The sequence below is a fragment of the Bacteroides sp. OF03-11BH genome, from assembly GCF_003604005.1.
GTDB lineage: Bacteria > Bacteroidota > Bacteroidia > Bacteroidales > Bacteroidaceae > Bacteroides > Bacteroides ovatus.
The window spans coordinates 35,605-57,758 of record NZ_QTMW01000018.1; the positions used below are offsets into that span (position 1 = coordinate 35,605).

At 41.1% G+C, this 22,154-nt stretch carries 16 protein-coding genes and 2 tRNA genes; 9 read left to right on the top strand and 9 right to left on the bottom strand.

The features are described 5' to 3' along the window. Positions 1-9 precede the first annotated feature (9 nt). A complete protein-coding gene (locus tag DXA54_RS14640) occupies positions 10-387 on the top strand; it encodes a VOC family protein (protein WP_004304308.1) in 378 nt (125 codons plus the stop codon). 218 nt (positions 388-605) lie between these two features. Here the strand turns inward: DXA54_RS14640 and DXA54_RS14645 are convergent, their stop codons facing one another. Then, complete coding sequence (locus DXA54_RS14645) at positions 606-791, bottom strand: hypothetical protein (RefSeq protein ID WP_004300779.1); 186 nt, start codon at positions 789-791, stop codon at positions 606-608. Positions 792-886: 95 nt separating this feature from the next. Between DXA54_RS14645 and DXA54_RS14650 the strand changes: the two genes are divergently transcribed. Next, positions 887-1,618, top strand: a complete 732-nt coding sequence (locus DXA54_RS14650; RefSeq protein ID WP_022200195.1) for a class I SAM-dependent methyltransferase — start codon at positions 887-889, stop codon at positions 1,616-1,618. Between the two features lie 144 nt (positions 1,619-1,762). Here DXA54_RS14650 and DXA54_RS14655 read toward each other — a convergent pair whose 3' ends face one another. Continuing rightward, entirely contained in the window at positions 1,763-2,365 is a 603-nt protein-coding gene (locus DXA54_RS14655; RefSeq protein ID WP_004300781.1) for a TlpA family protein disulfide reductase, read from the bottom strand. 94 nt (positions 2,366-2,459) lie between these two features. Between DXA54_RS14655 and DXA54_RS14660 the strand changes: the two genes are divergently transcribed. Then, positions 2,460-2,533: transfer RNA gene (locus DXA54_RS14660), tRNA-Thr, on the top strand. Between the two features lie 59 nt (positions 2,534-2,592). Here the strand turns inward: DXA54_RS14660 and DXA54_RS14665 are convergent. The 6 genes from DXA54_RS14665 to feoB all read right to left on the bottom strand — a co-directional run bounded on the left by DXA54_RS14665 (position 2,593) and on the right by feoB (position 10,311). Next, entirely contained in the window at positions 2,593-3,471 is an 879-nt protein-coding gene (locus DXA54_RS14665) for a DMT family transporter (RefSeq protein ID WP_120079853.1), read from the bottom strand. A gap of 40 nt (positions 3,472-3,511) precedes the next feature. Then, on the bottom strand, positions 3,512-6,535 hold the full coding sequence (locus DXA54_RS14670) for a PAS domain-containing protein (RefSeq protein WP_120079855.1): 3,024 nt from the start codon (positions 6,533-6,535) through the stop codon (positions 3,512-3,514). 200 nt (positions 6,536-6,735) lie between these two features. Continuing rightward, positions 6,736-7,269, bottom strand: a complete 534-nt coding sequence (locus tag DXA54_RS14675; RefSeq protein ID WP_120079857.1) for a hypothetical protein — start codon at positions 7,267-7,269, stop codon at positions 6,736-6,738. A gap of 220 nt (positions 7,270-7,489) precedes the next feature. After that, positions 7,490-7,561 (bottom strand) — tRNA-Cys (locus DXA54_RS14680). A gap of 51 nt (positions 7,562-7,612) precedes the next feature. Beyond that, positions 7,613-7,828, bottom strand: a complete 216-nt coding sequence (locus DXA54_RS14685; RefSeq protein ID WP_004300786.1) for a hypothetical protein — start codon at positions 7,826-7,828, stop codon at positions 7,613-7,615. Continuing rightward, a complete protein-coding gene (gene feoB, locus DXA54_RS14690; protein ID WP_004311369.1) occupies positions 7,825-10,311 on the bottom strand; it encodes a ferrous iron transport protein B in 2,487 nt (828 codons plus the stop codon). Before feoB ends, DXA54_RS14685 begins: the two co-directional genes overlap by 4 nt. 145 nt (positions 10,312-10,456) lie before the next feature. Between feoB and tilS the strand changes: the two genes are divergently transcribed. After that, entirely contained in the window at positions 10,457-11,737 is a 1,281-nt protein-coding gene (gene tilS, locus DXA54_RS14695) for a tRNA lysidine(34) synthetase TilS (protein WP_008999886.1), read from the top strand. Here tilS and DXA54_RS14700 read toward each other — a convergent pair. Further along, positions 11,722-12,558 carry a 4Fe-4S binding protein gene (locus DXA54_RS14700; protein ID WP_032843782.1) on the bottom strand — a complete coding sequence of 279 codons (837 nt, stop codon included), beginning with the start codon at positions 12,556-12,558 and terminating at the stop codon, positions 11,722-11,724. The two genes, tilS and DXA54_RS14700, sit on opposite strands and share 16 nt — an antisense overlap. Before the next feature lie 236 nt (positions 12,559-12,794). On the opposite strand from DXA54_RS14700, the gene rho reads away from it, so the two are divergent. From rho to DXA54_RS14725, 5 genes are all read left to right on the top strand, one after another. Beyond that, on the top strand, positions 12,795-15,092 hold the full coding sequence (gene rho / locus DXA54_RS14705) for a transcription termination factor Rho (RefSeq protein ID WP_120079859.1): 2,298 nt from the start codon (positions 12,795-12,797) through the stop codon (positions 15,090-15,092). A 284-nt stretch (positions 15,093-15,376) separates the two neighbouring features. Then, a complete protein-coding gene (locus DXA54_RS14710) occupies positions 15,377-16,843 on the top strand; it encodes a sulfatase (protein ID WP_004311373.1) in 1,467 nt (488 codons plus the stop codon). A 90-nt stretch (positions 16,844-16,933) separates the two neighbouring features. Next, entirely contained in the window at positions 16,934-18,784 is a 1,851-nt protein-coding gene (locus DXA54_RS14715) for a sensor histidine kinase (RefSeq protein WP_004311374.1), read from the top strand. Then, positions 18,781-20,736, top strand: coding sequence for a sensor histidine kinase (locus tag DXA54_RS14720; RefSeq protein ID WP_120079861.1), 1,956 nt, complete (start codon positions 18,781-18,783; stop codon positions 20,734-20,736). The genes DXA54_RS14715 and DXA54_RS14720 overlap by 4 nt, the downstream gene beginning before the upstream one ends. A 39-nt stretch (positions 20,737-20,775) precedes the next feature. Beyond that, on the top strand, positions 20,776-22,098 hold the full coding sequence (locus tag DXA54_RS14725; protein WP_004300795.1) for an MATE family efflux transporter: 1,323 nt from the start codon (positions 20,776-20,778) through the stop codon (positions 22,096-22,098). Positions 22,099-22,154: the final 56 nt, after the last annotated feature.

Consider the following 22,154-nt stretch of genomic DNA (forward strand, 5'->3'; position numbering starts at 1 on the left):
ATTGCAACAATGGAAATAAAAAGTAAATTTGACCATTTTAATATCAACGTTACAAATCTGGAGCGGAGTATCGCTTTTTATGAGAAAGCACTCGGCTTAAAAGAACATCATCGGAAAGAAGCATCCGACGGTTCATTCACACTAGTTTACCTGACAGATAATGAAACAGGTTTCCTATTGGAATTGACATGGCTCAAAGATCATACTGCTCCATACGAACTGGGGGAAAACGAAAGTCACCTATGTTTTCGTGTAGCCGGTGATTACGATGCAATCAGGGCCTATCACAAAGAAATGAATTGTGTATGTTTTGAGAACACTGCCATGGGGCTTTATTTCATTAATGACCCGGATGATTACTGGATTGAAATACTCCCACAGAAGTGATTTTATATAAAAAGTGGGGGCAGGATAATTATCCTGCCCCCACTTTTTATGTAGAATATATGATCTATCAAACACATAGTATATATACCTAAAACAACAAATACTATAAATATGTATCCGAAAATAAACACCACCTTGCCAGTTGCTTAATCAGAAAAAAGCCACTCCTCAATGATTAAAAGGCAACCGGATTGATGATCCGTTTATTGCTACAGCCTTTATTTTTTATGTCGGCTAGCTCTTTTCTTCCGGATATCTGCTTTCATCTTCGCTGCACCCGAACCATGTTGTCCACGAATATACGTCGCTTTTTTCGCTTTCGTTTTCACCTTTTCCTCTTCTTTGGGCTTATCTTTCTTACCTTTAAAAACGATACCACCCATGATTGCTTCTTCTATACTCATATAATCATTTATTAGTATTCAACATTTCCGATGGCAAAGATAACCCTTTTCTACGGATTTATTTATCTTTGCAAAGTTAACAATCGTAACCACCAATGGCAACAACAATTCTTTCTGCAGAAAAGGACCCGATGGGAGCCGCTATTTCTGACTATTTCAACCATCATAGAGCTGATCGTTTGCGGGTATTTTCTTCTCAATTCGAAGAAGATGAAATTCCCGTCAAAGAACTGTTTCGTAGTATACAGTCTATGCCTATACTAGAGCGTACCGCCCTGCAAATGGCTACTGGACGGATTTTGGATGTAGGTGCCGGAAGTGGTTGCCATGCGCTGGCACTTCAGGAAATGGGAAAAGACGTATGCGCCATTGATATTTCTCCCTTATCTGTCGAAGTAATGAAACAACGCGGAGTGAACGATCCCCGCCTCATCAACCTTTTTGATGAAACATTTTCCGAAACATTCGATACAATCCTAATGCTCATGAATGGTTCCGGAATCATCGGACGGCTGAATAATATGCCCGAATTTTTCCAACGGATGAAACGTATTCTCCACCCCGGTGGATGCATATTTATGGATTCCAGTGATTTGCGTTATCTTTTTGAAGAGGAAGACGGTAGCATAGTCATCGATCTGGCCGGAGATTACTACGGAGAGATCGACTTCCAAATGCAATATAAAGATGTAAAAGGAGACACATTCGACTGGTTATATGTAGATTTCCAGACTCTTAGCTTATATGCTTCCGAATGTGGTTTTAAGGCAGAATTGATAAAAGAAGGAAAGCATTACGATTACCTGGTCAAACTTAGCATTGCTTGAAAATACATCTTCATATAGTGACGGTATACACTCCGGATAGCGTCACTATATAACCAAAATAGTAACGCCATCACATCAGGATAGCGTTACTATTTTTATATACTCATATATGTTCCGTTGGAAACATCTGATGAAGGCTCTCTTTTATTTCAGCATTTCATTAATTGCCTGCACAAGAGAAGCAAACTCTTCCTCATTATATAAACGAGTCAGCTTTACAATTTTCCCTTCCTTATCAATCAACACGTTTCTCGTTATTCCAGATTCACGTAATGCATACTTCGCAAAGATATCAGCTCCCGGATCCAGTCCTAACGGATAAGTGACTCCGGTAGATTTTGCAAAAGCCAGTACTTTGTCAAGCGGTTCGTCACGGTCAATGCCAATCAGAGCAAAGTCTGCATTATTTTTATGCTTCAACCAAATATCCTTCTCGATAAACGGCATTTCTTTACGGCAAACTCCACACCAGCTTGCAGTGAACTGCAACATGACAACTTTACCACGAAGGGAAGATAAACTCACTTGCTTCCCATCTGTCAAGGTAATTGTGAAATCCGGAGCCATCTCTCCTACCCGAACAATATATCCTGTACTATCTGCCTGAACTGATTTTGCATCCGCAGTTACTTCTACACTATCTGTTGCAACTTCAACATTCGCCGTTCCTTTCTTCTGTCCGGAACAAGCCCATATACCTATGGCTAAAAGCGCCACACTACATACATTCATAATTTTCATTTTCATCTAATCATTGGTAACTTTGCAAATATAAAAAAAGTATGCGATGTATTTGCATTTTTAAAAGAAATTCATACCTTTGCACCCGCAAAAGAAAAACGCCTCTTTAGCTCAGTTGGCCAGAGCACGTGATTTGTAATCTCGGGGTCGTTGGTTCGAATCCGACAAGAGGCTCTCCAGAATGAATGCTGTTTATCACATCAGATAAGCAGCATTTTTTATTAATATCTTCTTTAAGATTTTTGCTTACGAAATACTACCATACCCACAGCCAACAAAATCAAAAGAATTCCAATAACACTATTCAGGGTAAACAGTTCTTTAAAAACAAAGACACCGATCACAACGGCTGTCAGTGGTTCCATCGCACCTAAAATAGAAGTCAGTGTAGGTCCCGCATACTTAATTGCCCGTACCAAAGTTATATTGGAAATAGCCGTAGCCGGCAATGCAAGTCCTAAAATAATCAGCCATATATAACCGTCTGTCACCAGATGAAGCCCGAAAGTTGCCATAGCTCCTATCAGATAGAAAACAGCTCCCATCCCCATAACATAACATGTCAGTACAGTGGAATTGATTTGAGCGGCTCGTGCTGTTCGAACCCCAATGATGTATCCTCCGTAAGAAAAGACAGAAATACAAGCCGCCACCAATCCTACTATTGTATCACCACTTTTCGCCTCCAACTCTCCCGATGACAGTAAAGCAGCACCAAACAAAGACATTAAAACAGCAAGCATCACCAAAAGAGATTTCTTTTCATGAAAGAAAAACATCATTGCCAATGATACAGCCAACGGATACATAAAATGAATAGTCGATGCTACCCCCGTGGCTATATTCTGATAGGCAATGAGCAAACTGAATGAGGTGGTTGCCCGCAACAAACTTAATAAAAAAACGACTAACAAATCTTTCTTTGCCAGCCGGAAATTACATCCCGAACACCATCCAAACAGTGTCAATACAATAGCAGCCACTCCCCAACGATAAGAAAGCACCTCGAAAGCCGAAAAACCAGCTAACAACAGAGTTATAGAAAAAAACGGAGCCAGCCCAAAAGTGGAGGAGGATACCGCCGCATAAAGTATACCTTTAATACGATTCATCGATATATTCAACTAATTCCAGATATTCACAATGCAAAGATTATAAATATTTCTTTAATGCCACCATTAATTTCATTTTTTCAAGCGGCTTAACCAGATATTCATTACAGCCGACCTTTATTGCAGCAATCCGGTCAGAATCGAAAGCATGGGCGGTAAGTGCGACGATAGGTAAGCTAGCATTAAACTTACGTATTTCAGCTGTAGCCTTCAATCCATCCAGTACAGGCATTTTCATATCCATCAACAACAAATCGACATGTTGGCTACGCGCTATTTCCACTGCCTTTTGCCCATTCTCCGCATGCAGTAAATCATAATGATCCTTCAGGATAGTAGACACCAGCTGATAATTACTTTGTATATCTTCAGCTATGAGAATTGTTTTCCGACCGGCACTCTTCTCCATCACTTCGTCATTCGCACCAAACTCTCCTCCGGAGATATTCTCTTCTTTCTTCTCTTCTACCATAGAAAGTGTATCGACTTCACAAGGTAAAAATGCCCAAAACAGCGATCCTTCATTGTGTACCGATTCAAAGCCGACTTTACCTCCCATAGCTTCTGCAATTGCCTTGCAAATAGAAAGTCCAAGTCCGGTACCTTGGGCAAACTCATCAAGTTTCTCAAAACGCTGGAATACTTTTCCTTTTTTATCATCAGCTATACCAATACCGGTATCTTTCACATAAAAATAAACGCCTCCATCCTTACATGCATATCTCATTTTAATAGAACCTTTTGAAGTATATTTGATAGCATTAGTGACATAATTCGTTATAATTTGTGCCACGCGATTACGGTCCAGAGTTACCCGACAACAGTGATAAGGATTGATTTCAGTTAACACGATATCCGGATTCTTCAGGCGCTGCTTCATGGAAGTAAACATGTTTTCAAAATGTTCGGATAAGTCGAACGGTTCGTATTTCAGTTCTACCGAACCGGCTTCCAGCTTGGATAAATCAAGTATATCATTTATCAGTTTTAGCAATAACTCATTATTACTATTAATAATCTGGATATAGTCCGCCTTTTCTTCTTCTCCGGCATAAGCCATCAACTCCGAAAAACCTACAATAGCATTCAAGGGAGTACGGATTTCATGACTCATATTCGCCAGGAACGCAGATTTCAATTTATCAGACTGCTCTGCCTGATGTTTGGCTTCCTGCAATTCCTTAATCATTTTTTCACGCTCCGTTACATCATCCACGCGAATTACAACACCATCCACAGATCCATCTTCAAGAACTACGGGAGTGGCAAACACTTCAACGGTATGCGCACTGTCCAACGAAAACTTCATCTGTTCCGTCTGTAATGAAACAAAAGCACGTTGCATCACACAATTTTCACAGGGAGAAGTACGATTATATGTACTTTTATAGCAAAGTTCACCTTTTTTGTAGGCTTCAAAAGAAAGACTTTTTGAACATAACGAAATATTTTCCCATTGAACCATATATTCCTTCGTGATGTAGGCCAACCCTGAATTCGTATTGTTAAGAACCAGTTCATTCTGTCGTACCAAAGCGTCCTGTATTTCTTTATTCTTTAGTAAGGTCAATTCAGTCTGCTTATAGGAATCGATATTTTGCGTCATACCGAACAAATACTTATAAGGAGCATCGTTCAAAGTTGTGGTTTCAACAAGGCCACGCGTTTCCCACCATTGATACATGCCATCTCCTTTAAAGTCAATGCGATATTCCACATCCCATACACCGCTTCCTAGTTCTACCGCCTTTTGCAAAGTTTCAGCAAACTTTTGTCGGTCATCAGGATGTACGAGAGTCAGATATTTCTCGACCGAATTAATTTCTGATGCCTTTTTCCCATTTTTATCAAAACCTTCACCGAAACTCACCCTGTTCTTAGCCGGCTCAAAAAACCAGGTGAAGGCATTCATCGCTTCCATAGTGACAGTTAACAGCTGTGCACGACGCTTCAGTTCATTTTGTAAACTCTGATCCCAGCGGGTATTTAACAGAAAGCGTTTGCCATCATCTTCAATTATACTTTTGCGAACAATAGTATCATAGCTGCGTCCATCCTTCAGTATAATACGTTCCATGCCGAAATAAGGGTTCCCAGTATTGTATACCTCTAAATCAGTCTTCTGAATACGCTCTACTTCTTCTTCACTCAGCACATCATAAGTAGTTTTATCTTCGCTGGTACCAAACATGAGCTTACTCTCTTCATTGCAAAAAACATAGCGGAAATCATTCTCTACATCTTTGATATGAACAGATAACGGAAGATTATTTAATATATTATAGAAGAACTGCTCCTTTTTCTGCACCTCCGTATTATTCTTTCGGGTACCAACATATTTCAATACCTTCTTATTAGAATCAAATTCATAAGGAGCACCGCTTATCGTACAAAATTGCCAGGTTGAGCTATCCGGTAACATAACCCTGCTATCAAAAGAAAAAGAAAAATCTTCCCCATTGCTCATTCTTTCCATTACTTCAGTAACCTGACTACGGTCATCCGGATGCAAAGTCTCCAGATATAGTGCCATACTAACTGGCTTAGACTGATCGTATCCATTCAGCGGTTCATTATCACTATAAAATAATTTGGCCACTGCATCAAATTCCCAAAACATGATGTTGGCTGCCTTCATAGCAAGCTCCGTTTTCCGGCGACTTTGACGGAGTACCTCTTCACTTTTCACCGTTTCTGTAATATCTTCAAAGATAAAAATGTAATTAACAAACTTGCCATCATTGTCATAAAGAGGATTACCATTACATTTCAAATAGCAGGTCCGGGTACGCGTAGAGAAAAAGCGTTTATCGGTTCTCTGTTTATCGAAATCATACAAAAAACTCATCTGTACCGGAACACAACGACGAACTGCTTCCTTCACCACGTCAGGAACCACAGAATTTTCATTTATGTTGAGTTTATTACCAAGAAGCGTTTGCGAGTCAGCGCCAAAAATTCGGCAGAAGCTTTCATTGCATCTTACCAGAGTGCCATCGGCTGTGAAGAAACCTATTCCAACAGGAAGTGAATTAAATACAGTTAGTAATTGTTTGTGTTCCATTTCTTTATCCTTGAATAACTTAGAAATAAATATTTTATCTCCGCACTATGCAAATATATACACTTTTACGATTATAATATGATTTTATAGCGAAAATATTATTGCCAGGTTATAACATACAATAAGGGGCTATCCACGATATTGTGAATAACCCCTATCTCAAATGACATCCCATATATTATCATTTTAAAAAGTACATTTTAATACTCCTCAATGACTGTATTTCCAAAAATATCCTTTTTAATAATTTTCCCATGACCGTTACCATATTCAATTATTTCGTTTCCAAAAATATCTTTTTTAATAGTTGTTCTATTCCCCTTATCATCCTCGATAATAGTATTCCCAAAGATATCTTTTGTAATCGTCTTTCTATTACCTTTGTCATCGCGAATAATAGTATTTCCCAGAATATCTTTCTCTATAGTTTTTCTATTACCCTTATCGTCCCGGATAATGGTATTTCCTAGAATATCTTCTTCAATAGTCTTTCTATTGCCTCTATCATCACGGATAATGATGTTCCCCAAAATATCCTTTTCAATAGTCTTTCTATTGCCTTTATCATCACGAATGATGATATTCCCTAAGATATCCTTTTCAACAGTCTCTCTCCCTTGGTCAACTCCCGAATACTCGTAATTATCTTCAACAAGATTTGCACCATAGCCCTTTATTATATAAGGAGCCAAAATAAACTGGGCAACAAACAGGATAAATAAAATCTTTTTCATGGCGTTTTTCTTTTGGTTTAGAACAAAAGTAACGCAGGAAAATCAGAATTAATAAGTGAATTCCATAATTGTCAGTAGGGAAAAACCTAAAATAAAAAGGATTAGCGCATGCAGTAACGGTATATCCATAATATACTACCTAATTGGTCCCCAGAATGGTCCCCCAAAAAAGAAATTCCTTGAAAGTACTTGACTTTCAAGGAATTCAAAGTGTTACTTGAGGTTCCTGGCGGATTCGAACCGCCGTACACGGTTTTGCAGACCGCTGACTAAGCCACTCATCCAAGGAACCATTATTTCTCGTTTGCGGTTGCAAAGGTAGTACAAATTTTGAAACTACCAACTATCCGCAGCAATTTTTCTTTGTACTTTTTTTCTTTACATCGCACTCTCCGCGTTTCTTGTCCATCATATCCTTTAGTTCACAGCCACTTACACAGCTGTCACAAGGATTCTGATTTTCTCGCGTACGACGAAAAAAACGAAATATTCCATATATGACGCGGGCAATGCAGAGTACAACCAGTACTCCGACTACCCAATCTTGCCAATTATTCATACAAACAATCCTCCAATCTGATAAACAGCAAATGATACAAGCCAAGCCAATCCCGTTGTGTAACAAGCAGCAAAAAGCGCCCATTTCCAACTACCCGATTCCTGTTTTATAGCCGCTATCGCCGCAATACACGGGAAGTAAATCAATACAAACAACATATAACAGAAAGCAACCAATGGAGTAATCGGAATTCGTTCTGCCAAACTTACTGAATCAGCATCCGGATCATCTGCATATAAGACACCTAATGTACTTACTACCAATTCTTTCGCTCCCACACCGGAAAGCAAGCCAATACCTAGTTTCCAATCAAATCCCAGTGGTTTTATAACTGGCTCTATACCACGTCCCAACTGGCCGATATAAGAATTTTCCTGCTGCTCGGCAACTGTTTCATAAGCATCATGATTCGGATAATACCCCAAGAACCAGATTATAATAGAAGCAATCATAATAATGCCTCCCATCTTTTTCAAATACTGCGCTCCCTTTTCCCATGTGTGACGGAAGATCGATTTTGCTGTCGGCATCCGGTAAGGTGGAAGTTCCATCACAAATGGAGTATCATCACCCTTCACCAGAAACTTGCTAAACAAGCGGGCCATTACCACAGCCAGTACAATACCAATCACATAAATACTTAACAACACCAGACTTGCATTGTTCGGGAAGAAAGCACCCACCAACAATAAATAAATTGGCAGACGCGCACTGCAAGACATCAAAGGATTTACCAACATTGTAATAAGACGGCTCTTCCGGTTCTCAATAGTACGGGAAGCTATAATAGCAGGTACATTGCATCCAAATCCCATAATCAAAGGAATGAATGATTTTCCGTGCAATCCCATTTTATGCATGATTTTATCCATGATAAAAGCTGCACGAGCCATATAACCCGAATCTTCCATAAGAGAAATGCAGAAATACAAAATCAAGATATTCGGCAAAAAGACAATAACCGCTCCTACCCCACCAATAATTCCATCAATCAGCAAATCTTTAAATGGACCTTCCGCCATATTATTGCGCAACAAGTCACCAATCTGCTCAACAAGCCATTCAATCCCCATCATCGGATATTCTCCAATGACAAACGTACCTTCAAACATCAGATACATAAAAAGGAAGAAAATAGGAAATCCCCAGACACGGTGAGTTACGATCGAATCCAGCACTTTTGTTGTCTGCGCCTGCTCCAAGTGATTATCTGTGAATGTCTCCTTCAGTGCACCACTGATAAATCCATATTTAGCATCCGTAATAGCCGATTCACAATCCTCATTCATTGTGTCCTGAACACGCTTCGACATCTTATCACGGACATGGAATATCTCATCCGCATTTGGTAATGTCCGCACAATGCGCTCAATGTCAGGATCATTCTCCAACAATTTAATGGATAGGAAACGGGTAGAATATTTATGACGGATAAATTCGTTTTTGGACACTTCACTTTTTACAGCTTCAATCGCTTTTTCGATATCAGGACCATGATTGATATGAATATGCCGGAAGACACGCCCCGTCTTTTTATGTTCACGTACATAATCTTCCAAATGCTCTTCCTCGTGGTTCTTACGATCTTCCAGAGAATCATGCCATTCGGTCAAATCCTTAAGAACTTCCGGATTCATATTTCCCTGTTTATCGAAGAAGTCTACTCCTTCATACAGATTGATAACAACATGAAACAAGGTATCCAATCCACGATTTTTCTTACTGACAGTAGGCAACATCGGCACCCCGAACAACTTACTCAACAGATGATAATCCAATGTATTTCCACTGGCTTCCAACTCATCATAAATATTCAGAGCTACCACCATGCGGACATTCATATCTATCAATTGAGTAGTCAGATATAAGTTTCGCTCCAGATTAGAGGAATCGACTACATTAATAATCACGTCCGGAGTTTCATCGATAATATGACGACGCACATAGATTTCTTCCGGCGTATAAGCAGACAAAGAATAAGTTCCCGGCAAATCGACAATACGGAAATGATAGCCTTCGAAATCAAAATAACCTTCTTTGGCATCCACGGTTACGCCGCTGTAGTTTCCAACATGCTCATGAGCACCGGATGCAAGATTAAATAAAGAAGTCTTGCCACTGTTCGGGTTTCCGACCAAAGCAACATTGATGGTACGGCGTTTACCTAACGCCAACCGTTTCATATCTTCTTCTTTTACTGAAAGGTCTTCAGGTAATCCTTCATGATAAACAGTCTTCTCGGCCAGTTTCTTTGCTTCCTCTTCGCTGATAACTTCGATCATTTCAGCTTCCTGACGACGAAGAGAAATTTCATAACCTAAAACTTTATATTTTATGGGATCTTTTAGCGGAGCATTCAACAGCACTTCAACCGTTTTACCTTTAATGAAGCCCATTTCCACAATACGTTTACGAAAACCACCGTGCCCCAAGACCTTTACAATAACACCTTTTTCTCCTGTTTTTAATTCGGACAAACGCATAACTCTCAAAATTTTTGGCAAAGATAATTCATAACTTCGGAGCATGCAAATTATTTAGAATGTTTTTAAATAGCAGCTTTTTTCATCCTCTAAAAGATTCAGAAAAAATAAAAAAACTTATTGATAAACTCGTATCTTTGCAGGTATGATACAACAACGCGTTACAAAATATATAGAAAAGGAACATTTATTCTCACCGGATGATAAAATCCTGGTCGCATTGAGTGGTGGTGCCGACTCGGTGGCATTACTATATATTCTGCATACAGCAGGCTATCATTGCGAAGCCGCACATTGTAATTTCCACCTGCGAGGCAAAGAGTCAGACCGGGACGAGTTATTTGTCCGCCAACTTTGCGAAAGAATGGAAATCCATTTACATACCATTGATTTCAACACGACCCAATATGCAACGGAAAAACATATTTCGATTGAAATGGCCGCACGGGAACTCCGCTACCAATGGTTCGAGAAAATTAGAAAAGAATGTCAGGCAGATGTTGTCGCTGTGGCCCATCACCAGGATGATAGCATAGAAACTATACTACTTAACCTGATTCGGGGAACAGGAATTACCGGTCTGTTAGGAATCCGCCCCCGTAATGGAACCATCGTACGCCCTCTGCTTTGTATCAACCGGGAAGAGATAATTCGTTACCTGCAAAACATCGGACAAGATTATGTGACAGACAGCACCAATCTGGAAGACGAATATACCCGTAATAAAATCCGACTCAACCTCCTTCCCCTCATGCAGGAAATTAATCCGTCAGTCAAAAACACTCTGATAGATACGAGTAATTATCTGAATGATGTAGCCACTATATATAATAAATGTATAGAGGAAACTAAAAAGAAAATCATTACGGCAGAAGGTATCCGAATCAGTGATTTAGTAAAGGAACCGGCACCCGAAGCCATCTTATTCGAAGTCCTGCATCCTCTAGGATTCAATTCCGCACAAATCAAAGATATCACCCATTCGCTTCATAGCCAACCGGGCAAGCAATTCTGTAGCAAAGAATGGAGAGTGATAAAAGACAGAGAATTCCTATTAATAGAAACAGCTGAATCTGAAAATGAGACTCTTCCTCCTTTTCAAATTATCAAAGAAGAAAAAGAATACACCCCGGATTTTCTCATTCCACGTGAAAAGGAAATTGCCTGTTTTGATGCCGACAAACTGAATGGAGAAATTCATTACCGGAAATGGCAGCCGGGAGACACTTTTATTCCTTTTGGAATGAAAGGAAAGAAAAAAATAAGCGATTATCTGACCGACCGCAAATTTTCTATCAGCCAAAAAGAACGCCAATGGGTACTCTGCTGTGGAGAACACATCGCATGGCTGATAGGCGAACGAACAGACAACCGCTTTCGTATTGATGAAACGACTAAGCGCGTCGTGATTTACAAAATAGTCTGAGGCAACTTCTGTTTCTTGAAACAATCTGATAACAAAGCTGCAAAAGGAGTTTCATACACCCTTGCTTTCCTAACGCAAGCTTTTACACAAGCGCAACATTTGATACATTTAGCCTCATCCGTATGTAGCTCATCCCCTTTCGTTATAGCCCCTGCCGGACAACGGACCACACATAACCCGCAATGGGTACACAAATCCTCATCTTCCACCCAAGGAACGCGGGGAAGCGGTGTACCACTTTTACGTAACTTGATGACTTTCCTCAAAAAACGGAACAAAGGAAAGAATGGTTGACTCGGACGTTTGATAGTACGTACATCCACCGGATAAAGGGTATCCATACTATCAGCTGTCTGTATTTTTTCCATGATTTTCTTCCCAAACTCCGCAGCAAAGGCTAAATCCGATTCATCAGGACGTCCCACTGCAATCGGGTATTTGTCGGTACTATATGAATGTTCTCCAATAAAAGTTGCCCCGGCAATTACTTTAAATCCATGAGGAATAGCAAAAGCATCCAATTCCATTAAAGCTTTTTCATAAGCGCGATTTCCGTAAACCACTACCAAAACGGTAGGAGTATCCACTCCACGGATATACTGTAAACGTTCCATTGCCAAAGGAGCGACATGTCCTCCATACACAGGCACTACAATAATAGCCAAAGAAGATGTAGGAATCACAATTTCATCCGCAATCTGCTGCGTCACATTAATAGGAAAAATATTTTTTATGCCCGTCCCGTGAACAATCGCCTCCGCAACTTGTTTAGATGTGTGTGTAGGCGAAAAATAAATTAAATGAGCTTCATTTACTGTCATACTATTTTCTTTTATGTAGCAAAGATACACTTTTACGTGGAAAAAAATGTTTGATTGTTCATGAAACCAAAAAAAATTATTATCTTTGCCCCGTTGAAACATTCTACGATTCAACATATACATCCCTAATTCAGAATAAAAAACAAAACGTATGCTCGCATATCTGTAGCCATGAGCTGTAGTAATGCTGTCCATAATTCAGCAAAAAAAGAAATATTAATAACTTACCATACTATATGTATAACATTATCCAATTAAACGACAAAAATCTGTCGGAACTTCAAGTTATTGCCAAAGAGTTAGGCATAAAAAAAGCAGACTCATACAAAAAAGAAGACCTTGTTTATAAAATACTCGATGAACAGGCCATTGTAGGAGCTACAAAGAAAGTTGCCGCAGATAAGCTAAAAGAAGAACGCAAAAATGAAGAACAAAAGAAAAAGCGTTCACGGGTAGCTCCTACCAAAAAAGAAGACAAAGTGGTTTCCGCAACAAAGAGTGAAGAGGTTAACAAGACAAAAGAGACCGCTCCTGTAAAAGCTGCACCACAACCTTCCAAGAAAGAAGAAAGTACAAACAAAGAAAAAGAAACTGTTGTTGTAGAAGCTAAAGCGGAAAACACTGCTACTCCCAAGCGTAAAGTAGGCCGTCCTCGTAAGAGCTCTGATGCAGAAGAGAAAAAAGAAGTAGAAAATGCAAAACCGGCAGCACCCAAAGTAGTGGAACCTAAACCTGTTGTTGCAGAGAAAGCTACTGGTGCTACGGAAAAGCCAGCTCCGGTACAACAGCAAACAGCTGAGAAGAAAGCAAAAAACAAACCAGCTGCAGAAGCAAATAAGCCTGTTGCAGAAACAAATAAACCGGCTACTGAACCTAACAAACCTGTTGTAGAGAAAAAGGTAATAGATAAACCACAAAAGAAAGCTGCACCCGTTATCGACGAGGAAAGTAATATCTTATCCAGCGTTGACGACGATGATTTTATTCCAATCGAAGATCTGCCTTCTGAAAAAATAGAGCTTCCTACCGAATTATTCGGAAAATTCGAAGCTACTAAAACAGAATCAGCACAGACAGCACCGGAACAGCCATCTCATCCTCAACAGCAACAACAATCTCAACAGCAGCAGTCCCAGCAGCAACGTCCGCGTATTGTTCGCTCACGCGACAATAACAACGGTAATAACAATGCTAACAACAATGGAAATAATGGCAATAACGCCAATAATAATTTCCAGCGTAACAACAATAACCAGAATCAGGTTCAGAACCCAAATCAAAATCAGAATCAGAACCAGAACCAACAACGCTTACCGATGCCACGTGCCGCTCAGCAGAACAATGCGGGTGAAAATCTTCCGGTACAACAGCAGCAGGAACGTAAGGTTATTGAACGCGAAAAGCCTTATGAATTCGACGATATTCTCAACGGAGTAGGTGTTCTGGAAATTATGCAGGATGGATACGGATTCCTCCGTTCTTCCGACTATAACTACCTTTCTTCTCCGGACGATATTTACGTATCACAGTCTCAAATCAAACTATTTGGTCTGAAAACCGGTGATGTAGTAGAAGGAGTTATCCGTCCACCCAAAGAAGGAGAAAAATATTTCCCATTGGTAAAGGTTTCGAAGATCAACGGACGTGATGCAGCTTTCGTTCGCGACCGTGTTCCTTTCGAACATCTGACACCTCTCTTCCCGGATGAAAAGTTTAAACTTTGCAAAGGCGGTTATTCAGACTCTATGTCTGCCCGTGTCGTCGATCTTTTCGCTCCTATCGGTAAAGGCCAGCGTGCATTGATCGTTGCCCAGCCAAAGACAGGTAAGACCATCTTAATGAAAGATATCGCAAACGCTATCGCAGCCAACCACCCGGAAGTTTACATGATTATGCTGCTGATTGACGAACGCCCGGAAGAAGTAACAGACATGGCGCGCAGCGTTAATGCAGAAGTAATTGCTTCTACTTTCGACGAACCGGCAGAACGCCACGTAAAAATTGCAGGTATCGTATTGGAAAAGGCAAAACGTCTGGTAGAATGTGGTCACGACGTAGTTATCTTCCTTGATTCTATTACTCGTCTGGCTCGTGCATACAATACAGTATCTCCTGCATCCGGTAAAGTTCTTTCCGGTGGTGTGGATGCAAATGCACTTCATAAACCTAAACGCTTCTTCGGTGCTGCCCGTAATATTGAAAACGGTGGTTCACTGACTATTATTGCTACCGCATTGATCGATACCGGTTCTAAAATGGACGAAGTTATCTTCGAAGAATTCAAGGGTACAGGTAACATGGAGTTGCAGCTCGACCGCAACCTGTCCAACAAACGCATCTTCCCGGCAGTCAACATTACCGCATCCAGCACTCGTCGCGACGACCTGTTGCTTGATAAAACAACCCTTGACCGCATGTGGATATTGCGCAAATATCTTGCCGACATGAATCCGATCGAAGCAATGGACTTTGTTAAAGACCGTCTGGAAAAAACCAGAGACAACGACGAATTCCTGATGAGCATGAACAGCTAATCAACAGCAAACTTATAAATGAACGGTGAACAAACTGCGCCATAACAAGTGCAGTTTATTCACCGTTTTCTTTTTCGATAACCCATTTTATGACTTATCACCTGCCGTTTATCACTTATCATTCAACTCCCATCACCGATAGTTACCCCTAACCGCTTGCCACACCTTTCATTTTTGTACAAAATACTTTCATTTGCGTCCAAAACTACTACCTCGCCCTTTTTTACGTTTCCTTTTTTCCTACTTTTGCTTCCAAATCAAATATTACTTAATTCTAACCAGTAATGAAAACTATTTATCCATTCATGGGATTAGCCCTGTGCAGCGTGACAGCGCAGGCCCAAGAAAAGCCCAATTTCCTGATTATCCAGTGCGACCATCTGACACAACGCGTTGTGGGAGCTTACGGACAAACACAAGGCTGCACCCTCCCTATTGACGAAGTCGCTTCACGAGGAGTTATCTTCTCCAATGCTTATGTAGGCTGCCCTCTCAGCCAACCCTCACGCGCTGCTTTATGGAGTGGCATGATGCCTCATCAAACCAATGTACGTTCCAACTCCAGCGAACCTATCAACCCACGTATTCCCGAAAATGTACCGACATTAGGAAGTCTTTTTTCTGAAAACGGTTACGAAGCCGTACACTTCGGAAAAACGCATGACATGGGTTCACTTAGAGGATTCAAGCATAAAGAACCAGTAGCCAAGCCATTCACTGATCCGGAATTCCCGGTCAATAACGACAGCTTCCTGGATGTAGGAACATGCGAAGACGCTGTTGCTTATCTAAGTAATCCGCCGGAAGAACCATTCATCTGTATCGCAGATTTTCAGAACCCTCACAATATCTGTGGATTTGTAGGAGCGAACGAAGGAGTACATACCGACCGCCCCATTAGCGGAACCCTTCCGGAACTACCAGCCAATTTCAATGTAGAAGACTGGAGCAATATCCCTAAACCTGTACAATACATCTGCTGCAGTCATCGCCGCATGACCCAGGCCTCTCATTGGAATGAAGAGAATTACCGTCATTACATTGCTGCTTTCCAACACTATACCAAGATGGTTTCCAAGCAAGTAGACAGCGTATTGAAAGCACTTTACTCCACTCCTGCCGGAAAAAACACAATCGTTATTATCATGGCTGACCATGGTGATGGGATGGCTTCACACCGCATGGTGACCAAACACATCAGCTTCTACGATGAAATGACCAACGTACCGTTTATCTTTGCAGGTCCCGGCATCAAACAACAGAAAAAGCCCATAGACCAAGTATTGACACAGCCTACACTGGATCTTCTGCCTACCCTTTGTGATTTGGCAGGAATTCCTGTTCCGGCCGAAAAACCGGGAATCAGCCTTGCACCTATATTAAAAGGAGAGAAACAGAAAAAAACTCACCCTTATGTCGTTTCCGAATGGCATAGCGAATATGAATATGTCGTTACTCCCGGACGTATGGTACGCGGACCGAGATACAAGTACACTCACTATCTGGAAGGTAACGGAGAAGAGCTATATGATATGAAAAAGGATCCGGGAGAACGCAAGAATCTCGCCAAAGACCCTAAATACAGTAAAGTCCTCGCCGAACACCGTGCCATGCTTGATGATTACATCGCCCGCACCAAAGACGATTACCGGAGTTTGAAAGTAGATGCCGATCCACGATGCAGAAACCATACTCCCGGCTACCCCAACCACGAGGGCCCTGGGGTACGAGAGATACTCAAAAGAAAATAAATTATAAAAAAGAGTGAAGATTTCTTTGTAATCTTCACTCTTTTTAGTTCTTTTGCAGATAAACTTACAAGCAAGCAATTCTTATATCAGGTGAAAAAACACAGACGTCATATAATTGCAATAGTCGTAACCGCATTAATATCGGTCACCTTATATGCTGCACGTACAAATTCAGATCGTCTTTCTTTATTACAACCTTTACTTGAATACAATCATCCATTTAGTCCGGACGCCCCTGTCGACAGCATCATTGCCTGGGAAAAACTTTTAGAACCGGAATTACAAAAGGAACAACAATACCCACTCCTATTCCAGATAAATCTGCTGACCGTTCAAGCCTTAATCACAGAAGGCAACATCAGTCTCGCCATCAACCAGGCCAATCAGATGTACCAGAAAGCCAGAGAAATGGACTATCCTTTGGGAACAGCACTCGCATTACACGCCATTGGAAATACCTATTTAAGTTCGTCAACACCACAAGTTGCCATCAAATCGTATAAGGAAGCATTAGAAATCATTCAGAAACTCCCTCATGCCAACCAATATATCAAAACGATCTTGTCCCAATTTATCCTGACGAAGCTCAACTATCACCAAATGACAGATATAGAAGACAATATCCGGGAACTCGAATCTGTTATCAACAAGGATACGAATCCCCAAGACGATTTCCACCTTGTTTATTGTCAGGCATTCTATCGCATCCAGATGCATCATCTTCCGGAAGCATTAAACTATATACGACAAACCGAACAAATCAGCCGGCAACACCAGTACCCATATTTTCATTTAATGATTAAATACCTGTATTCACGCTACTACACTGAATCCAAAGAATACACGCAGGCACTAACCACACTTGACGAATTACTTTCGCATACCAAAGCAGCCAACTCATACAGATCCCTGCAAGTACTGAAAGATCGTGCACACATACTTACACTAATGGGAAACAGCAAGGAAGCATGTGAAGCTTATGAAATATTCAATACGTACAAAGACTCTTTGGACGCAATGAATTATATTCGCCAAATCAATGAATTGCACACCCTCTACCAAATAGATAAAAATGAACTGGACAACTTAAACAGACAGAAGACAATCCTCTACTGGAGCTGGTTCACCATCCTATTCATAGTCATACTGATTGTATTTTTCATCCTTTTGGTCAGACGAGGAAATAAAAAACTGCGCCAATCACAGCAGGAACTGGAAAAAGTGAAAAAGCAAGAAGAAAATTCCATCCGAACAAAGAGCCTTTTCCTTTCCAACATGAGCCATGAAATTCGCACGCCGCTCAATGCGTTGTCCGGCTTCTCCTCCATCCTGACGGAAGAATCCATCGACAACGAGACCCGGAAACAGTGTAGCGATATTATTCAGCAAAATTCAGAACTGTTACTCAAGCTGATTAACGACGTAATCGACTTGTCCAGTCTCGAAGTAGGCAAGATGAAATTCAAATATGAGCGATGTGATGCAGTGGCAATATGCAGAAACGTTATCGACATGGTTGAGAAAATAAAACAAACGAATGCTAACGTCCGTTTTTCGACCTCTCTCCATTCATTAGAATTGACGACAGACAATGCAAGGTTACAACAATTATTAATCAACCTTCTCATCAATGCAACCAAATTTACTCCGCAAGGTTCCATCACCATGGAACTGGAAAAACAGACAGAAGACATAGCACTGTTTTCCGTGACCGACACCGGTTGCGGTATCTCTCCGGAGAATCAGAATAAAATATTCAACCGTTTTGAGAAACTGAATGAAAATGCTCAAGGGACAGGACTCGGTCTGTCTATCTGCCAACTCATTATCGAGCAGCTGGGCGGCAAAATATGGATTGACTCCAATTATGAGGAAGGAGCCCGTTTCCTGTTCACACACCCCATTTACCATGAGCAACAAGGAAAGGAGGAAGCCGAATGAAACAAGTCCTGCTCCTGATCCTTCTATTATGCTGCACCCTCACCGGAAAAGCCAGCACCGAGATTGTTTTGGAATCCGACAGCCTGATAAAGGTGTTGGAAACATTACCGTACGATACGACACGGCTGAATGTTCTCAATCAAATCATCAGAATAGAACAAAACAACCAGCAATGTATCCAATATTCGGATGCATTAATGAAAGAAGCATTGCAACTGGGAAATGACAAATATGCCGCTCTGGCTGCTTACTACCATATTTTATACTATTACAATCGTAATAATCAAGACAGTGTAGCCAAATGGCTCACCATAATGGAGCCTCATGCCCGGAAATCAGATTTATGGAATTACTTCTTTGATGCCAAACGTTTCCAGATAGACCTGTACACATTCAACGAACAATACGAACTTGCTATCAACGAATCTCAAAAGATGCAACAGCAAGCCTCCCAAATGAATAGTAACCGGGGTAGTATGGCTGCCTATCAATGCTTGAGTAATGCATATATCGGCAGCCAGCGCTGGGATAAAGGAATAGAAGCACTGGAGGCTGCCTACCAGCTACTCACTCCGACAGAAAATCCGGTGGTCCGTATCTCGGTATTGTCACAGTTAGTATCCGTTGTCAAAGAAAAGAAGGATAATAAAAAACTACTCAAATATTTGCAGGAACTGGAAAACACTCTTCATAACCACATCAGTGCAAACCCATCCTTAAAAGCGGGATTTGCCGATGTATACCTGTTCAATGAACTGTTCTACAGCTATTATTACCTGAATACCCATCAGCCGCAACAAGCCTATGAACATCTCGTAAAATCTAAAGAATATCTGGACGAGAATACTTATTTCATGTATAAAGTACTCTATTTCGACACATTTGCCAAATATTACCAGGCAATTGGAGCCTACCAACAGGCATCGGATTATATCGACACGACACTGACGATGTTGAAGAAAGACTTCACAAGCGACTATGCCGAACAGCTACTCGAAAAGGCCAGAATATGGAAACAGGCAGGGCAAAGCGGAAAAGCCATCCCCCTGTATGAGCAGGCACTTGCCATCAAAGACTCGACAGCCACTGTACTCTCAAACAATCAGATGGCACAGATACAAAGCAAATACAATATCGAAAAAACAGAACTGGATCAAAAAAGGGAAAACAACCGGATCCAGCTCACCTATCTGATCTTTATATTTGTTATCCTGATTCTGCTTTTTATCTTTATGGCACGACTCTTTATGGTACGGAAGGCACTCAAATACGCGGAAAACGAAATCCGGAAAACAACAGAAAACGTGCGGAAGACCAATGAAATAAAAAATCGCTTCCTGTCCAACATGAGCTATAACATCCGTACCCCACTCAACAATGTGGTCGGTTTCTCACAACTCATAGCCAGCGAACCCAATATAGACAAGGAAATAAGGCAAGAATACTCAAACATCATCCACAAAAGTTCGGAGAAGTTAATGAGACTTGTCAATGACGTTCTCGACTTATCCCGTTTGGAAGCTCAGATGATGAAGTTCCAGTTGCAAGACTATGATGCCACTACCCTATGCAAGGAAGCATGCAGCATGGCGCAGATGAGGAACGAAGAAACAGGTATCCAGATTGAATTTTCCAGCGAAACGGACGCCCAAATTCATACCGATATAATGCGACTGACACAGGCCTTGATTAGCGTACTGGTGTACCCACAAGAACACCGGCAAGCACGAATCATCCGGTTCACATTAAGCCAGAATGAAGACATGCTTTGTTTCCGGATCACTAATTCACCTTTGGCAGACCATGCATTCGTATCACAGGAAACCATCATCCGGCATGATATCAACCTGTTGTTACTAAAACATTTCGGAGGAAACTATCTCGTCAACAATAAAACTCCCGAAGGTCCGGAAATTGTTTTCATCTACCCCATCGTTTCCGAATCGAAATAAAGCACTATCTTTGCAAAGTGTAAACTTAAACACTTAATTATGTACACCAACAAACAGATTTGGAGTGTCAGTTATCCGATACTACTAAGCTTGCTGGCACAAAATGTCATCAATGTCACCGACACAGCATTCCTCGGACACGTGAGTGAAGTAGCCCTTGGAGCATCAGCTATGGGCGGGTTATTCTATATATGCGTATTCACCATCGCATTCGGATTCAGTACCGGTTCGCAGATAGTCATCGCACGACGCAATGGCGAAGGACGCTATTCGGATGTCGGTCCCGTCATGATTCAAGGAATCATGTTCCTGTTCGTCATGGCCCTGCTGCTATTCGGATTCACCAAAGCATTCGGCGGAAACATCATGCGTTTGCTGGTTTCTTCAGAATCCATCTACGAAGGAACAATGGAGTTTCTGAACTGGCGTATTTACGGATTCTTTTTCTCTTTTATCAATGTCATGTTCCGGGCATTGTACATCGGCATTACACGCACTAAAGTGCTAACCATCAATGCTATTGTCATGGCATTAACTAATGTCGTACTGGACTATGCATTAATTTTCGGAAAGTTCGGTTTGCCGGAAATGGGTATCAAAGGGGCTGCTATTGCTTCCGTATTGGCAGAAGCCTCCTCCATTCTCTTTTTCGTCATCTATACGTATGCCACGGTCGATTTAAAGAAATACGGTATGAACCGCCTGCGCACATTCGACCCAGCATTGCTGATGCGGATTCTTAGTATCTCCTGCTTCACCATGCTGCAATATTTCCTGTCGATGGCTACCTGGTTCGTTTTCTTCGTAGCCGTAGAACGGTTGGGACAACGGGAACTGGCGATTGCCAATATCGTCCGGAGTATTTATGTCGTATTGCTGATTCCGGTCAACGCACTGGCTACGACTACCAACAGTCTTGTCAGCAATGCTATTGGTGCAGGAGGCATCCAGCACGTGATGCCGCTCATTAATAAAATTGCGCGTTTCTCCTTTTTCATCATGCTGGGGTTAGTAGCGGTATCGGCACTGTTTCCGCAATTCCTGCTCTCCATTTACACTAGTGAAGCTGCGCTCATTACGGAATCCGTACCCTCGGTATATGTGATTTGTTGCGCCATGCTTATCGCATCCGTAGCCAACGTGGTGTTTAACGGTATCTCCGGAACAGGAAATACACAGGCAGCCCTGTTGCTCGAAACGATTACAATTATCATCTACGGATCATACATCATTTTCATCGGAATGTGGCTGAAAGCACCGATCGAAATTTGCTTTACGATTGAGATTGTGTATTATAGCTTGCTGTTGATAACAAGTTATATTTATCTCAAAAAAGCAAAATGGCAGAATAAAAAGATATAAATACAAGAGATTTTTGTACATTTGCAAGCTCAAATAAAGAGTAGACGGAAAAGTCC

Coding starts and splice junctions, on each gene's coding strand:
- DXA54_RS14650 (WP_022200195.1), top strand. CDS start 887: ATGGCAACAACAATTCTTTCTGCAGAAAAGGACCCGATGGGAGCCGCT.
- DXA54_RS14645 (WP_004300779.1), bottom strand. CDS start 791: ATGAGTATAGAAGAAGCAATCATGGGTGGTATCGTTTTTAAAGGTAAG.
- DXA54_RS14685 (WP_004300786.1), bottom strand. CDS start 7,828: ATGAATAATTGGCAAGATTGGGTAGTCGGAGTACTGGTTGTACTCTGC.
- DXA54_RS14700 (WP_032843782.1), bottom strand. CDS start 12,558: ATGACAGTAAATGAAGCTCATTTAATTTATTTTTCGCCTACACACACA.
- DXA54_RS14675 (WP_120079857.1), bottom strand. CDS start 7,269: ATGAAAAAGATTTTATTTATCCTGTTTGTTGCCCAGTTTATTTTGGCT.
- DXA54_RS14725 (WP_004300795.1), top strand. CDS start 20,776: ATGTACACCAACAAACAGATTTGGAGTGTCAGTTATCCGATACTACTA.
- DXA54_RS14665 (WP_120079853.1), bottom strand. CDS start 3,471: ATGAATCGTATTAAAGGTATACTTTATGCGGCGGTATCCTCCTCCACT.
- DXA54_RS14710 (WP_004311373.1), top strand. CDS start 15,377: ATGAAAACTATTTATCCATTCATGGGATTAGCCCTGTGCAGCGTGACA.
- feoB (WP_004311369.1), bottom strand. CDS start 10,311: ATGCGTTTGTCCGAATTAAAAACAGGAGAAAAAGGTGTTATTGTAAAG.
- rho (WP_120079859.1), top strand. CDS start 12,795: ATGTATAACATTATCCAATTAAACGACAAAAATCTGTCGGAACTTCAA.
- DXA54_RS14720 (WP_120079861.1), top strand. CDS start 18,781: ATGAAACAAGTCCTGCTCCTGATCCTTCTATTATGCTGCACCCTCACC.
- DXA54_RS14655 (WP_004300781.1), bottom strand. CDS start 2,365: ATGAAAATGAAAATTATGAATGTATGTAGTGTGGCGCTTTTAGCCATA.
- DXA54_RS14670 (WP_120079855.1), bottom strand. CDS start 6,535: ATGGAACACAAACAATTACTAACTGTATTTAATTCACTTCCTGTTGGA.
- tilS (WP_008999886.1), top strand. CDS start 10,457: ATGATACAACAACGCGTTACAAAATATATAGAAAAGGAACATTTATTC.
- DXA54_RS14640 (WP_004304308.1), top strand. CDS start 10: ATGGAAATAAAAAGTAAATTTGACCATTTTAATATCAACGTTACAAAT.